Source organism: Streptomyces sp. NPDC040405 (assembly GCF_055595765.1).
On sequence record NZ_JBVIVI010000015.1, the window covers coordinates 151,480 to 166,663 of the forward strand.

Here is a 15,184-nt window from a genome sequence, read left to right on the forward strand (position 1 = left end):
CGGCACCGAGAACCATACCAAACCAATATCAGTTTACTTTGACCGGACGCAACAGGTGCAGCGCATATTCGCAGCTGCACGCCGTCGCTGCCGACTCCGTAGCGTCATGAATCGACTTCAATCCATCGTCGTGAACTAATCCCGCATGACCTCGGGCTCGTGCCGACGCAGCAGCCGGGCCACCACGAAGCCGCAGACCAGCCCCATCGCCAGGAGCACGCCGAGGTCGATGCCCCACTGGGTGACGGTGTGGGCCCACAGCGGGTCGACGTCGTCCGGATTGTCGAGATCCCAGGGCGGCATCGTGTGCGCGAGGTCGAGCGTGGTCCCGGAACCGGCGACCGCCCAGCGGGCGGGCATCAGCCAGCCGACCTGTTCAATGCCCGGAGAGTCGAACAGCTGGAAGAGGACTCCGGTGAAGACGACCTGGACGACGGCGAACATCACCAGCAGCGGCATGGTCTTCTCCGAGGTCCTCACCAGCGAGGAGATGACCAGGCCGAACATCATGGCGGTGAAGCCCAGCGCGCTGATGACCACGCAGACCTCGACGGCCGTGGGCATGAGCAGCCCCTGGGCGGGCAGTTGACGGACGGAGAAGCCGATCGCGCAGATGACGACACCCTGCATCGCGGTGATCAGACCGAGGACGATCACCTTCGACATCAGATACGCGGACCGGGACAGACCCGTGGCTCTCTCCCGTTCGTAGATCACCCGTTCCTTGATCAGTTCACGTACGGAGTTGGCCGCGCCGGAGAAGCACATCCCGACGACCAGCACCAGCAGAATGGTTCCGGACTCCTGGTTGTAGCGGAAACGGCTGTCGGGCGGCGGCGGGGCGAGTCCGAATGTCGCCGGAATCAGACAGCTCACTCCGCCCAGCACGGCCGGGAGCAGCAGCATCAGCGCCATGAAGCCCTTGTCGGAGGCGATGACCGACACATAGCGGCGCATCAGCGTCCACAACTGGACCAGCCAGTTCTGTGGTTTGGGCCGCAGGGCCCGCGCGGGCGGCTGCGCCGCGGGGGTGCCCGGCGCTTGCGGCGGTACGGCCGAGTCGGTCTCCGCGGCGCACCGGTCGTACTGGTGGGAAGCCCGCCAGCGCCCGCCCCAGTCGTCGTCGCGATGGTCCTCGAAGGCGGAGAAGACATCGGCCCAGCTTTCGTGACCGAAGAAGTCCAGGGCCTCGTCCGGGGGGCCGAAGTACGCCACGGAGCCTCCGGGCGCCATGACCAACACCCGGTCGCACAGGGGAAGTTCGGCGACCGAGTGGGTCACCACCAGCACGGTGCGGCCGTCGTCGGCGAGCTCCCGCAGCAACTTCATGACGGAACGGTCCAGGCCCGGGTCCAGACCGGAGGTGGGCTCGTCGAGGAAGAGCAGGGAAGGCTTGGTCAGCAGTTCCAGGGCAACGGACACCCGTTTGCGCTGACCGCCGGAGAGCGAGGCGACCTTCTTGCTCCGGTGGACGTCGAGCCTGAGCTCCTGGAGCACCTCGTCGATACGGGCCTTGCGCTCGGCCGCCTTGGTGTCACCGGGAAAGCGCAGCCTGGCGGCGTACTTCAGAGCGACGTCGACGGTCAGCTCCTTGTGCAGGATGTCCTCCTGCGGGACGAGCGCGATGCGGTGCCGCAACTCGGCGAACTGGGCGTAGAGATCGCGGTGGTCGTAGTACACCTGGCCACGGTCCGCGGGCCGGTAGCCGGTGAGCGCGCGCAGCAGGGTGGACTTCCCGGAGCCCGACGGCCCGATCACCGCGACCAGCGACTTCTCGGGGACGCCGAAGGACACGTCGTCCAGGATGGTCTTGCCGCGCCCGACGGTCACGGTCAGGTTGCGGGCGGCGAAGGAGACCTCGCCGGTGTCGACGAACTCCTCCAGCCGGTCTCCGGCGAGACGGAAGGTGGAGTGGCCGACACCGACGATGTCGTGCGGACCGATGATCCGGCGGTCGACGGGCTGCCCGTTGACATACGTGCCGTTGTGGCTGCCGAGGTCGACGATCTCGAAGCGGCCGCCGGGCAGGGGCCGGAACTCCGCGTGGTAGCGGGAGACATACGGGCCCTCCACCATGAGTTCGTTGTCCTGCGCGCGGCCGATGCGCAGCCGTTGCCCCAGGACGAGCCGGTGCACGCCCGAGGGGTCCCGGTCGATGGAAAGGGCCGCGGCGGCTCCACGGGGACCGGCCGTGGGCCCTTCGGGCCGGTGGACATCCCGGGCGTCACCCGCGTCCCGATCCGCGGCCCGGGCCTCGGGACGATCCGCGGGACGGACCTCGGGACGGGCCTCAGGACGGGGCAGCCCCGCGTCTGCCCGCACGTCGGCGCGCGGCTGATCGTCGCTCACCGCCGCCGAGGCCCCGGTGAAGTCCAGCCGCGTGCCGGTGGAGACGTCTCCCAACCGGACGATCGATCCGTGGCCGATCTCGATCCGCTGGATACGGCGCCCTTCGGCGAACGTGCCGTTCGCGCTGTCGAGATCCTCGATGACCCACGTTCCTCCGTCGCAACGGATCACGAGGTGCCGCCGGGAGACTCGGCGGTCGATGCACGAGATGTCGGCCTGCTGGTCGCGCCCGATGGTGTAGCTCCTGGACGCGTCCAGGTCCCAGGTGCGTCCATTGGTATGCAGTACAAGTTCCGGCACGTATGCCCCAAGTCGGTCGTGTGCGCCGAGAGCGTCTGCGCGGGGACAGACGACGGCTCGGACGGTTCCTGCGGTTCCGGCGTGCGCCCGGAGGTCCCGGGCGCGGATGAGCGTCATACGGTATGCGGCGCGCGGTGGCGAACCACCACCGGTCGGTTGTGCGGCCCGGACCGGGGCACGTCGGCGCGTACGATCATGGCCGCTGTGGAAGAGGGCGCAGGGCATGCGGAGGTTGCGCGTCATGGCGCGAAGCCCGAAATCCGAAGCGCACGCCGCCGCCGACAGCGCGGTGCACCGGGAGGCGCGGCGGGGCGGCCGCGCTCGGCACAGTAGCCGCCTGCGTCGCGATATCGCACGCTAACCCGATACTTGAAGAGCTGTCATTCCCCCTTGCTATCCCCCTATGTGCCCCCTTGTGATGGCAGCCATATCCATTACCGGTGTAGGCGCGCTCGGGCGCGTGCTAGAAAGGCACTTCCCCAGTGGTCCCGCATCGGGAAAGGTGCGCATTGAGCAGGCTCCTGTTGTCGAACGGGCCGAATCTCGGCATGCTCGGAAGCCGTCATCCGGAGATTTACGGAACCGAAACGCTCGCCGGCATCGAGAAATGCGTCGCCGAAGGCTTCGCGGACCACGGCTGGAAAGTGGAGCGCGCGCTGCCGGAGAAGGTCGCCGACCACTGACGCGGCGCCGCCCGCCGCGATGGACGTATCCCCTGGTTCAACACGGAGCCGCCCCGGGCGACTTCGCCGCGGACCCGAATGAAAGCCGAGGACAGGACACCATGCCCCAGGGACAGACGGCGGAATCCGTACTGACCGCCCACCGCGACCGGCTGCGCCCCGTGGACCGGATGATTCCGGAGGCCGCCCCGCTGCCGGAGCCCGCCGACGGCCAGGAACTGCTGGAGGCCGACGGCGCGTACGGCCTGCTGACCCACACCCAGGTCGACGTCGACAGCCTGGAGGCGGTGCTCGGCCCACTGAACCGCTGGGAGCTGGAGCCCCGGGTCTCCGGGCCCGACGAGATGGCCGCCCTGCTCACACGGCTGAACCAGCACATGGATGGCCTCGCGGAGCGCCCCGGCGCGGACTCCATGGCCGCCATCGAGTGGCCCAGCCGTGACGTCGCCATGACCAGGGTCCTGCGTTCCTTCGGCTTCATCCCCGAGTTCGTGATGATCGGGCAGCTCAAGGGCAGCCCGCTGATGCCCGAGCCGGGTCACGTCCTGGTGCGCCGGGCCACCGCCAAGGACACCGAGGAGGTGTGCGAGCTGCAGATGGTGGAGACCCGCTTCGACGCCGCCATCAGCGGTGCCGTCGAGCGCTCCAACACCGAGGCGCTGCTGCGCGCCGAGATCGTCGGCCAGCTCGCGCTGGACGATCCGCTGGTCTGGGTCGCCGAGTACCAGGACAAGATCGTCGGAGTGCACCGGGGCCAGGAGCCCTCCGAGCCGCAGCAGGCATGGCTCGCCACGAAGATCGCCACCACGCCCGTCGCCCATCTGGTCGGCACGGCCGTCATGGAGGAGTACCGCGGTCTGGGCGTCGGCACCTCCATGGCCAACCACGCGCACGCCGAGCTGAACGCCATGGGCATCGGCGCTGCGGTCGGCTACCACGCGATGTTCAACCCGATCTCCGTGCCGTTCTGGCACCGCCACGGCTGGCGGCCGTTCTGGCACCGCTGGATGCGCACACCGGCCGTCTGACCGGCACCGAGACGAGAATCCGTACGAGCCCTGTGGAGAAATTATGCTGGTCAAGGCGCTGGAGGAGCGGGCCGACGCCGTTGCGGACCGCATCGCCCTCGAATGCGAGGGCGTGGAGCTGACGTACCGGGAGACGCACGAGCGGGCCAACCGGCTCGCCCGTCACCTGGTCGCCCAGGGAGTGGGGCCCGACCGCGTCGTCGCGGTGATGCTGCCCCGTTCCACGGATCTGCTGGTCACGCTGCTGGCGGTGCTCAAGGCGGGCGGAGCCTACCTCGCGCTCGACTCGGAGTACCCCCACGAGCGGCTGGCCTTCCAGGTCCGCGACGCCGCCCCGGTCGTTCTGGTGACGTCGTCGGACATCTATGCCGAACGCTCCGAGCTGGGCGTTCCGCGCATCGTGCTGGACGACCCCGCGACGGCCGACACGCTGGCCGCGCTGCCCGCCGGTCATCTGACGGACGCCGAGCGGACCTCCCCGCCGGACCCCGAGGACCTCGCGTACGTCATCTACACGTCGGGCTCCACCGGCACTCCCAAGGGCGTCGAGATTCCCGTACGCGCGCTGCACAACCTGATGGAGGCGATGCGGGAACGGTTCTCCCTGGGCCCCGGCGACCGCATGCTGTCGGTCACCACCGCCACCTTCGACATGTCGGTGCCCGAGCTGTTCCTCCCGTACTACACCGGTGCCTGCGCGGTCATCGCGCCCCGGGCCACCGGGCAGGAGCCGCGGGAACTGGGCGACCTGATCGTCCGCCGGAAGATCAGCCTGGCCCAGGCCACCCCCACCCACTGGCACATGCTGGCCACGGTCACCCCCGAGGCGCTGCGCGGCCTGCGCATCATCATCGGCGGAGAGGCGTTCTCGGAGAAGCTGGCGGCGACGCTGCTGGACCTCGGCGCCGAGATCATGCAGGGGTACGCGCCCACCGAGACCACCGTATGGTCCACGGTGCATCCGGTCACCGCGCCCGAGGAGGCTTCCGTCGTCGGCAGCCCCTTGCGCAACACCCGCCTGTACGTCCTCGACGAGGAGCTGGCGCCCGTCGAGAACGGTGTCGAGGGCGAGCTGTTCATCGCGGGCGCGGGTGTCGCCCGCGGCTACCTCAACCGGCCCGAACTGACCGCCGAACGCTTCCTGCCCGACCGGTTCGGCGACGGCGAGGGTGAGGGCGGCGGCAAGGCCCTGATGTACCGCACGGGCGACCTGGTGCGGATGCGCCCGGACGGCGCCGTGGAGTACATCGGCCGCACGGACCACCAGGTCAAGCTGCACGGGTTCCGGGTGGAGCTCGGCGAGATCGAGGCCGTGCTGGAACGCTCCGGGGACGTCGGCCAAGCGGTCGCGACGGTCCGCGAGGACCGGCCGGGCGACCGGCGCCTGGTGGCCTACGTGACGCCCGCGCCCGGCCGCGCGCCCGACACCGCGCAGCTGCGGATGTCCGTGGCGGACACGCTGCCGCTGTACATGGTGCCGTCCGCCGTGGTCGCTCTGGACGAGTTCCCGCTGACCCCTCACGCGAAGATCGACCGCAAGGCCCTGCCCGCCCCCGTCGTCGAGCAGACCGCCATGGTCGAGACCCACCTCACGCAGTCGGAGCTGATGCTCAGCCGGCTCTTCGCAGAGGTGCTCGGAGTCGAGCAGGTGGGCCCGCGCGACAGCTTCTTCGACCTCGGCGGCTCCTCGGTCCTCGCGGCACGGCTGCTGGCGCGGGTGCGCTCCGAAATGGGCCTGGACCTCTCGATCCGGATGCTCGTGGAGTCCCCGGTGCCGGCCGAGCTGTCCCGGCGGCTGACCGGCGAGGAGCCGCAGGACTCCTTCGACGTCCTGCTGCCCCTGATGACCAAGGGCGCCGAACGGCCGCTGTTCTGCATGCGCCACCTCGGCGGCACGGCCTGGTGCTACGGCGTCCTCGCCCAGCACTTCAGCCTGGACTACCCGATCTACGGCCTCCAGTCGCACACCTTCCAGGAGTTCGACACCCCCGTCGACACCATCGCGGCCATGGCGGCGGACTACGCCGACCGCATCAGCACCGTGCAGGCCCGCGGCCCGTACCGCCTCCTGGGCTGGTCCTTCGGCGGCGTCCTGGCCCACGCCGTCGCCACCGAGTTCCAGAAGCGCGGTGAGGAGGTCGAGTTCCTCGGGATCTTCAACATCGACCCGCACCTCACGGAGAAGGAGGACCGGGACGAGCAGGGCCTCATCGAACTGATCCTCCGGATCAACGGCAAGGACCCCGCCGACTACGAGCATCCCCTTCGGTACGAGGACGTCGCCGAGTTCGCCGACATGGCCACGAACTACGCCTGGCGGGGCCGGAAGAGCGCGGCCGAGACCTTCGTCGGGACCATGCTGACCGACCTGGGCGCATGGCGGGAGCACCGGCCCGAGAAGTACAGCGGCACCATGCACCTCTTCGCCGCCGACCCCAGCCCGGTGGCCGAGGCGGCCTCCAGCGAGGCATGGGAGCCGTACGTCGCGGGCGGGATCGTCCGCCACGAACTGGGCTGCGCACACGAGGAGATGCTCAGCAGCCCCCGCGTGCTCCGTCAGGTCGCCGAGATCGTCAGCGGCCACCTGACGGACTGACCGGACCGGGCGCCACCCCGTCCCGTTACCACCCACTATCACCCATTACGACCCGTTACCACCTGGGCATCGACGTCGGCCGGCAGCCGACGCTGGCGACCCGCCGCGTGCGCCGCGGCGGGTCGCTTCCTTTTCCGAATTCGCCATGTCCACAGGTGGCACCTTCCCCTGCCGGAAAGGAATTCCGACTCCCGGGCATTCACGGAAACCATGGCCCGTCTATTACGAGCGTATTTCGGACGGACGGAGGGTAACGCCGCCGATCCACTACTCCAAATGTCTCCCGGGTAATCCTGATCACTCTTCAATTTAGGGATGCCTAGGGGGGTGATCAGGGGGTCCGGAGAGCGGTCGGGCGACAAGACTGGGCCGGTCATCCCCTAGCCGTTTCGAGGATCCGTGTATGTGTCCCAACGCCACGAAATCCGGAGTTGATCCTGTGAAAGCCGTCGGAGCTCAAGACGTGGACGTAGAGCTCCGGCGCAAGGAGACGCCCGGGGTCGAGAGCGTGACCCACTTCAACAACGCCGGTGCCTCACTCATGCCCCACCCCGTGGTGCGGGCGATGACGGCACACCTGGAGCTGGAGGCGCGGCGCGGCGGGTACGAGGCCGCCGAGATCCGGGAGGAGGCGCTGCACCTGCCCTACGCCGCCGCCGCGGAGATCCTGGGCTGCGAGCCGGGAGACATCGCCATCACCGACAGCGCCACCCGCGCCTGGAGCCTGGCCTTCTACTCCATTCCCTTCCAGCCGGGCGACCGCATCCTCGCGTCCTCCGTCGAGTACGGGAGCAACTACCTCTCCCTGCTGCATGTGGCGCGCCGCGCCGGAGCCAGCGTCGAGGTGCTGCCGAACGACGAGTTCGGCCGCGTCGACGTGGCCGCCCTGCGGGCGATGCTGGACGACCGGGTGAAGGCCGTGGTGATGACACACGTGCCGAGCCATTCCGGCATCGTCAACCCGATCGCCGAGATCGGCGCCGCGGTCCGGGAGACCGGCGCCCTGTACCTGGTGGACGCCTGCCAGTCGATCGGGCAGCTGCCGATCGACGTGCGGGAGGTGGGCTGCGACTTCCTCTCCGCCTGCGGGCGCAAGTACCTGCGGGGCCCGCGCGGCACCGGGATGCTGTACATGAGCCCGCAGGCTGCCGAGAACGTCGATCCGCTGATGGTCGGTCTGGACGGCGCGCGCTGGCTCGGGGGCGGCCGCTACGCGATCGCCCCGGGCGCCAAGCGGTTCGAGACCTGGGAGGTGAACGCCGTGGCCCGGGTCGGCCTCGGCGCCGCCCTCGACTACGCGCTGGAGGCCGGGATCGAGGCGAGCTGGGCGCGCATCGCCGAACTGGGCCGGACCCTGCGCCGGGAACTGCACGCCCTCCCCGGCGTCGAGCCGCTGGAGCGGGTGGACGACGAGGGCGAGCTGGCCGGGATCGTCGGTTTCACCGTCGACGGCCACGAGCCCGAGGAGATCCGGCAGGCGATGCGCCGATTCGACGTCAACCTGTGGGTGTCGAGGTCGAATACCGCCTGCGTGGACATGGAGGACCGCAAGCTGGAGCAGACGCTGCGGGCGTCCGTCCACTACTACAACACGCACGCGGAGATCCAGCGGCTGACCTCCGCCCTCGGGTCCTTCCTCGGCGACCCCCGCAAGCACACCGGCCGGATCGCGGCCGCGAGCGGTTCGTGAGCCCGGCGCCACGCGCCGTGTGATCCTGCCGCATGTCGGTCGGCGTGGACGCGGGACTACGCCCGGGTCAGCCGGGGCCGCTGCTCCGGGGTGGTCCGCCGGGAGTCGAGGAGGCCGCTGCGGCGGAGGCTGGAGAGGTAGCCGTCGAGGAGCGTGTCGTCGACGGGAGGGCACGAGTCCCGCCACGCGGGCCAGATCTGGTCGGTGCGGGTGCGCGCCACTTCGGGGAAGACGGTGTCGAAGTACAGCTCCTTGACGCTGTGGTCGCTCTCGTTCGCCGGGGTGACGAAGAGTGGCGCGAAGGGCGCGATGGGGGCCTCGGGGTTGCGGCGCACATGACTGACGAGAGCGTCGGTCCAGTCCGCGTAGCCGATGTCCTCGATGGCGTATCCGGCGGCGCGCATGCGGTCGACCATGTCGCCGAGCCGGGCCGGTCGGGGGTTGGTCAGGTGGACCACTCCCCCGAGATGCGGGAACCGGGTGGCGATGCCGACGATCGCGTCGGTGACGGTGTCGACGGGCACGAGGTCGAGCGGCAGCGGGACCGCGGGGGCCGATCCCATGTGCGCGATGGCGTCGAAGACCGCGCAGATGGCGCTGGAGGTGTTCCAGGCGCCGGTGCGGCTGTGGCCGGTGATTTCGTAGGGCCGGTGGATGGTGACCGGCAGGCCCGCATCCGCCGCGTGGCCGAGCATGCGCTCGGCCACCCACTTGGTTTCGGGATACCCCATGCTGATCAGCTCGGGATGGCTGAGCGGGGTGCTCTCGTCGACGTACCGGATACCACCGGCGCCACTTCCGGAGAGCACGGCGGTGGTCGACACGTAGTGGAGGGGAATGCGTCGCCCTGCCGCCAGGTCGAGGAGGGAGCGGACGGCTTCCACGTTCGCGTCCCTCAACTGCTGGTACGGATAGAGGAAGTTCACGTGGGCGGCGCCGTGCACGATCAGGTCGACGTCGTCCGCCAGACGGTCGAGGACACCGGGGGCCATCCCCAGCCCGGGGCGGCCGAGTTCGGCCGGTAGCGCATGGACCCGCACGGGTTCGCCGCAACGGAGGCCGAACCGCCGCATGGTGGCGTGGATCCGCCGCATCGCCTGCGGGCCGTCGGCGGCGCGCACCGGGCAGTGGATGGTCGCCTCGGTGTCCCGGAGCAGCCGTTCGAGCAGGAACGCGCCGACGAATCCGGTGGCTCCGGTGAGCAGGATGTGACGGGCCCGGGTGGGCTGCGGGGCGGCGGCCGAGCCGGGGCCGACGTTCAGCTCGATGCGGGCCTCGGCTTCGTAGTCGGGCAGTGTCCGGTCGGCGACCCCGGACGGCAGGGGGCCGGACGGCAGGGCGCCGGTCGCCGCGCGGTACGTGGCCAGGGCGGGGGCCGCCAGCAGGCGCCGCAGCAGCGGCGCGAAGTGCTCGGCGGTCAGGCCGAGGGCGGCGATGGTGCGGGTGACGGCCTGGGCGGCGAGGAGGGAGTTGCCGCCCTCAGCGAAGAAGTCCGTGCTGTCGGACACGGGTGTGCCGAGCACCTCCGCCCAGATCTCCGCGACGGGGTCGCCCGGCCGTCCGGCGGGCGGCTCGCCCGCGCGGTGCGCGGCCGGGGTGGCGGTTCGGGCGCGCAGCACCGCGTAGTCGGTCTTGCCGTTCCCGGTGAGCGGCATGCGTTCCAGCAGGTGAATGGGGGCGGGTATGGCGTGCGTGGGCAGTCGGCTCGCCAGATGCGCGCGGAGTTGTGCAGGTCCCACCGGCCGGGTGGCGTCCGCGGAGGTGACGAACGCGCTGAGCCCCTTGCCGATGCCGTCGTTCCCCCGGACGAGCACCGCGGCGTCGGCCACGCCCGGGTGGGTACGCAACAGGGCCTCCACGGCGTCGAGTTCGACGCGGAAGCCGCGGACCTTGACCTGCCGGTCCACCCGGCCGCGGAATTCCATCAGCCCGTCGCCGCCCCGGCGGGCCAGGTCACCGCTGCGGTAGAAGCGCTCGCTCTCGCCGGTGCCGTTGCGCAGCATGACGAAGGCACGGGCGGTCTCCTCGGGCCGGTTGAGGTAGCCCAGGGCAAGACCCGCCCCGCCGATGCAGATCTCGCCCTCCTCGCCGGGGCCTGCCGGGCTGCCGTCGGCCCGCAGCAGATGGCAGCTGCTGGCGGCCACCTGCCATCCGATCGGGACCGAGGAGGCATCGGGCGCCACATGGCCGACGTCGTAGGCGCTCACCATGATGCCGCCTTCGGTCGGGCCGTATCCGTTGATCAGATGCCGCGGCCGTCCCGTCGCGCACACCGCCGCCACCAGCCCCGGGTCCATGGCCTCACCGCCGACCAGCACCATGTCCAGGTCGCCGAAGATCCCGGCCTTGGTCCGCACCGAGTGGTGGAACAGGCTGGTGGTCATGAAGGCGTGCGTGATGCGCTCGGCGCGGAGCAGCGAGCCCAGCGCCTCCGTGTCCAGGAGTACGTCCCTGCCCGCCACGACGAGGCAGCCGCCGTTGAGCAGGGTGGCCCACATCTCGAAGAGGGAGCCGTCGAAGGAGAGGCCGAAGGTCTGCAGGACGCGCTTGCCGGAGCCGGGGCACCAGGGAGCGCCGCCCTCCGCCAGCCGGGTCACGGCGCGGTGCGGGAAGAGCACCGGCTTGGGGCGTCCGGTGGTGCCGGAGGTGAAGAGCACATACGCGCAGTTCTCCGCCGAACGTTCCGTGAGGGTGGGGAAGTCCGGGTCGTGGTCCACGGTGGGCCGCGTACGCAATAGCGCGTCGAACTCCGCCCAGCCCACCGGCTCGTCGCCCGCCGCCGCCACCGGCTCGTGGCCGGGAAGGACGATGGCCAGTCGCGCACCGGCATCGGTGAGCATCTCCGCGGCCTGGGCCGACGGGTACTGCGCGTCCACCGGGACGCACACCGCACCGGCCCGCAGGATGCCGACGATGGCGACCGTCGCCTCCCAGGAGCGCGTGCCGAGGACCGCGACGGCGTCCCCGGGGCGTATCGCCCGGCTCAGGAGAGCTTGGGATATCGACCGCGACCAGTCGTCGAGCTCCTGATACGCATACGTTCTGCCGCCGTCCCGCACCGCCGGGGCGTCGGGGCCGCGCATCATCTGCCGGGCCAGCAGACCGGGAAGCGAGGCACTCCGTGGAGTAAGGGGAACGGGGCTCTTTCGGCTCTCGCCGGTGTGCGTGCTCGTATGCATGATCGCTCCACAGAGGCCGCCCTGAGACATAGGGGTGCGTCAGGGCACGAGGGGGGAGTTGGAGGGGATGGGGGCGCTCAGCGCGTCTCCCCGTCCCGGGCGCCGCCCGTCGGGGGCCGGGGGTGCGGCCGACCAGCGGCCGCGCGTGGGGGGCGGGCGGGCCGCGGGTCGGGACCGGTAGTTCGGGGGAGACGTCAAACGGCAGACGTCGGATGCCGGACGTCACATGCCGGACGTCAGATGCCGAACATCGGATGCCGGACGTCGGACCGCAGACGTCGGATGGCGGACGGAATCAGCGCGGTCCGGCGGCCCGGCGACGAAGCCGGTGTGCCGGAGCGGCGCCGATGTACGTCGCTCCTGCCGGGCATAAGCCTTCGCCCGAACCGGTGCCGGGTGCCCTGAATCGATGGGAGAGGTAATCCGGGTGCTGTTGGTTCGTCAAGGAAGTCGACGCCCTCCCGTACGGGGCCGGTGAGGATTCCCGCCACACACGCCCTTCTGTCTTCCCTACCATCACTGCCCACAACAGCATCAGTTGAATACAGGACTTTTGAGGGGACCTCGTCTCAGCCCTTCATCCGCCGCTTCACCCCGCGCCACAAGGACAGCCAGGACCGGTCGGCGGGAGCGGGGGCGGCCGAGAAGGCGGGCTTGGCCTCGGGCTGTGCCGTGGGCAGCTCGGTACGCAGCGCCACCGGCGGCGTCAGACCGGGTACCCGCGGCGCCTGGTGGCTGGGAGTGAACTCGACCGGCAGCCCTTTGAGGTGGCGGTACATCAGCGAGGACGTCCACTCCAGCTCGTCGGCCGGGACGGACAGCCGCAGATCGGGCAGGCGGGTGAGGAGGGTGTCGATGGCCGTGTCGGCGATCGCCCGGCCGATGTGCTGACCGGGGCATTCGTGCGGGCCGCCGCTGAAGGCGAGATGGGAGCGGTTGCCGTGCACGGAGGCCCGCGGATCGGGGCGGATCGCCGGGTCGACGTTCGCCGCGCCGAGGCCGAGCAGGATCATGTCCCCGGCCGCGATGGACTGTTCGGCCAGCACGGTGTCGCTGGTGGCCCACCGCCCCAGGAGAGTCATCATGGGTGGCTCGTCCCACATCACCTGCTCCATCGCGTCCGGCAGCGTCATGTGCCCGCCGGCCAGGTTCGCGCGGAAGCGGTCGTCGGTGAGCAGCGTCCGCAGTGCGTTCGCGATCAGGTTGACGGTGGTCTCGTTGGCGGCGGTGAGGATGAGCCGCAGATGCTCGCGGACCTCGTCGTCGCTGAGGCCGGAGGGGTGCTCGATCAGCTTGGAGGGGAAGTCGTGACCGGGGTTGGCGCGCTTGCGCTCGACGAGTTGCTGCAGGGTCCGGGTGATGTAGTCGTTGCTCGCCGCCGCCGTGTCCGTACCGGTGAGCACGTCCTGGACGGCGGCGGCCAGGGCCGGCCCGTACTCGTCCGGCATGCCGAAGAGCTGTGTCATGACCCGCAGCGGAAGCTGGGCGGCGAAGTGGCGCACCAGGTCGGCCCGTCCGCTGCGCTCGAACCCGTCGACGAGCTGATGGGTGAAGCGCGTGACATGGCGCCGGATGCCGCGCGCCTCGAAGCGGCCCAGGCTGTCGGTGACCGCGCCGCGCAGCCGCTCGTGCTCCTGGCCGTCGACGAAGACGCACAGCGGCTGCCAGGCCGTGATGGGCGCCAGCGGATGGTCGGCCGTCACCCGTCCCTCGGCCATGTCCCGCCAATACCGTGAATCACGGGAGAAGACCGTGGGGGTGCGCAGGACCTCGAGGTTCTCGCGATGGCCGAGGACCAGCCAGGCAGGCAGGTCGCCGTGGACGACTACGGGGGCGACGGGACCGTGCGCGGCCCGCAGCTTCTCGTACACACCCATCGGATCGGCCTGGGCCTCGCCGCTGTACAGGCGGTGAGTTGCGTCCGGAGTCATGCCGTGGGCCGGGCAGCCGGGCGGCGGAGTCGCCGGGCCGTCGGTCGTGTGCTCGGGGGTGTTGGCGGTCACGTGGACTCCGAGGTGTTCGCAAAGGTTCGCAGATAACGCATCAGGGAAATCAGCACGTCCCGGCTCGACGGTCGCTCGCGTGCGTCGCACACCACGATCGGCACGCTCTCCGGAAGGTCGAGTGCGCCGCGCACCTCTTCCGTGAGATAGGAGGTCGCGTCGGGGAAGGAATTGACGGCGATCACGAAGGGCACCTCGGCCTCTTCCAGACGCCCGATCACGTCGAAGCTGACTTCCAGACGCCGGGTGTCGACGAGCACGATGGCCCCCAGCGCGCCCTCGAACAGGCCGTTCCACAGGAACCAGAAGCGCTGCTGGCCTGGGGTGCCGAAGAGATACAGCACCAGCTCGTCGTTGAGCGTGATCCGGCCGAAGTCCATCGCCACGGTGGTCACGGTCTTGCGCTCCACCCCGGCGATGTCGTCGACCCCGGCACCGGCCTGCGTCATCGTCTCCTCGGTGGTCAGCGGCCTGATCTCGCTCACCGAGCGGACGAAGGTGGTCTTTCCTACGCCGAAACCGCCCACGATGACGATCTTGACCGCGGAGGAGGCCGACGCGGGCAGCCGGTCCTCTCGCCGGGGCTCCGTGACCGTGTCAGAGATTCTGGAGACCATCGATAACCGCCTCTATCAGTGCGATGTCGGGACGCGACGAGGCGGGCGTGCGGGCCTCGACCCGTCCGTCGGCCAGCAGATCGGCGAGGAGCACGCTGATCACACTGCTGGGCAGGGTCAAATGAGCGGAGATTTCCGCGACGGACACCGGAGACCGGCACACCCGGAGGATGGCGGCCAGCTCCGGCTGGATACCGGCCTTCGGCTCCTCCCGGGACACGATCAGGGTGACCAGGTCCAGGTCGGCCTGCTCCGTCGAGTCGGCCCGGCCCCCCGTGATGACGTAGAGCCGCTCGGGACCACCCTCGTCCCAGTCCCGGTCGGACGTGCTCACCGCACCTGTCCTTCGGTCCGCGGCGGGGTGGTGAGATGCGCGCCGATCCGGGCGACGAGGTCACGCATGCACTGACCGACCAGCCCCGCGTCCACCCCCTCGTCGGCGAGCACCGCCAGATGGGCACCGGCCCCCGCGGCCATCAGGTACATGAAGCCGCCGCTGACCTCGATGACGACCATCCGCATCCGGCCGTCGCTGTGCGGGAACTCCGAGGCGACCGCCACGGACAGGCTCTGCAGGCCCGAACCGACCGCGGCGAGACGGTCCGCGGTGTCCATGTCCGTGTCGTAGCGGGCCATGCACAAGCCGTCCGACGAGAGGACCACGATATGGCGAGTCTGGGGGACGCTCTCCGCGAGATCCCTGAGCATCCAGTCCATGTCCGCGTGCTGCTGCATTCGG

The 15,184-nt window shown here is 70.2% G+C and carries 10 protein-coding genes; 4 read left to right on the forward strand and 6 right to left on the reverse strand.

The features are described 5' to 3' along the window. Positions 1-135 precede the first annotated feature (135 nt). Entirely contained in the window at positions 136-2,649 is a 2,514-nt protein-coding gene (locus ACZ59A_RS39150; RefSeq protein ID WP_470969082.1) for an FHA domain-containing protein, read from the reverse strand. Between the two features lie 509 nt (positions 2,650-3,158). Here ACZ59A_RS39150 and ACZ59A_RS39155 point away from each other — a divergent pair. From ACZ59A_RS39155 to ACZ59A_RS39170, 4 genes are all read left to right on the forward strand, one after another. Then, positions 3,159-3,332 carry a type II 3-dehydroquinate dehydratase gene (locus tag ACZ59A_RS39155; RefSeq protein ID WP_470969085.1) on the forward strand — a complete coding sequence of 58 codons (174 nt, stop codon included), beginning with the start codon at positions 3,159-3,161 and terminating at the stop codon, positions 3,330-3,332. A 101-nt stretch (positions 3,333-3,433) separates the two neighbouring features. Beyond that, complete coding sequence (locus tag ACZ59A_RS39160) at positions 3,434-4,360, forward strand: GNAT family N-acetyltransferase (RefSeq protein ID WP_470969087.1); 927 nt, start codon at positions 3,434-3,436, stop codon at positions 4,358-4,360. Between the two features lie 43 nt (positions 4,361-4,403). Further along, entirely contained in the window at positions 4,404-6,956 is a 2,553-nt protein-coding gene (locus ACZ59A_RS39165) for an amino acid adenylation domain-containing protein (protein ID WP_470969089.1), read from the forward strand. 463 nt (positions 6,957-7,419) lie between these two features. Further along, the gene (locus tag ACZ59A_RS39170) at positions 7,420-8,646 is read left to right on the forward strand and encodes an aminotransferase class V-fold PLP-dependent enzyme (protein WP_470969092.1); all 1,227 of its coding nucleotides are present in this window, start codon (positions 7,420-7,422) and stop codon (positions 8,644-8,646) included. 56 nt (positions 8,647-8,702) lie between these two features. Here the strand turns inward: ACZ59A_RS39170 and ACZ59A_RS39175 are convergent, their stop codons facing one another. The 5 genes from ACZ59A_RS39175 to ACZ59A_RS39195 form a co-directional block, all read right to left on the reverse strand. Further along, positions 8,703-11,825, reverse strand: a complete 3,123-nt coding sequence (locus ACZ59A_RS39175; RefSeq protein ID WP_470969094.1) for a non-ribosomal peptide synthetase — start codon at positions 11,823-11,825, stop codon at positions 8,703-8,705. 569 nt (positions 11,826-12,394) lie between these two features. Continuing rightward, the gene (locus ACZ59A_RS39180; protein ID WP_470969097.1) at positions 12,395-13,828 is read right to left on the reverse strand and encodes a cytochrome P450; all 1,434 of its coding nucleotides are present in this window, start codon (positions 13,826-13,828) and stop codon (positions 12,395-12,397) included. Continuing rightward, positions 13,825-14,445 (reverse strand): GTP-binding protein, encoded by a 621-nt coding sequence (locus ACZ59A_RS39185; RefSeq protein ID WP_470969099.1) that lies wholly within the window; start codon positions 14,443-14,445, stop codon positions 13,825-13,827. The genes ACZ59A_RS39180 and ACZ59A_RS39185 overlap by 4 nt, the downstream gene beginning before the upstream one ends. Next, complete coding sequence (locus tag ACZ59A_RS39190) at positions 14,426-14,779, reverse strand: DUF742 domain-containing protein (protein ID WP_468048195.1); 354 nt, start codon at positions 14,777-14,779, stop codon at positions 14,426-14,428. The genes ACZ59A_RS39185 and ACZ59A_RS39190 overlap by 20 nt, the downstream gene beginning before the upstream one ends. After that, entirely contained in the window at positions 14,776-15,180 is a 405-nt protein-coding gene (locus tag ACZ59A_RS39195; protein WP_468048193.1) for a roadblock/LC7 domain-containing protein, read from the reverse strand. The genes ACZ59A_RS39190 and ACZ59A_RS39195 overlap by 4 nt, the downstream gene beginning before the upstream one ends. Positions 15,181-15,184: the final 4 nt, after the last annotated feature.

What these genes read in the sequence shown, in the direction of transcription:
- ACZ59A_RS39195 (WP_468048193.1), bottom strand. Translation starts at nt 15,180, where the DNA reads ATGCAGCAGCACGCGGACATGGACTGGATGCTCAGGGATCTCGCGGAG.
- ACZ59A_RS39165 (WP_470969089.1), top strand. Translation starts at nt 4,404, where the DNA reads ATGCTGGTCAAGGCGCTGGAGGAGCGGGCCGACGCCGTTGCGGACCGC.
- ACZ59A_RS39185 (WP_470969099.1), bottom strand. Translation starts at nt 14,445, where the DNA reads ATGGTCTCCAGAATCTCTGACACGGTCACGGAGCCCCGGCGAGAGGAC.
- ACZ59A_RS39175 (WP_470969094.1), bottom strand. Translation starts at nt 11,825, where the DNA reads ATGCATACGAGCACGCACACCGGCGAGAGCCGAAAGAGCCCCGTTCCC.
- ACZ59A_RS39160 (WP_470969087.1), top strand. Translation starts at nt 3,434, where the DNA reads ATGCCCCAGGGACAGACGGCGGAATCCGTACTGACCGCCCACCGCGAC.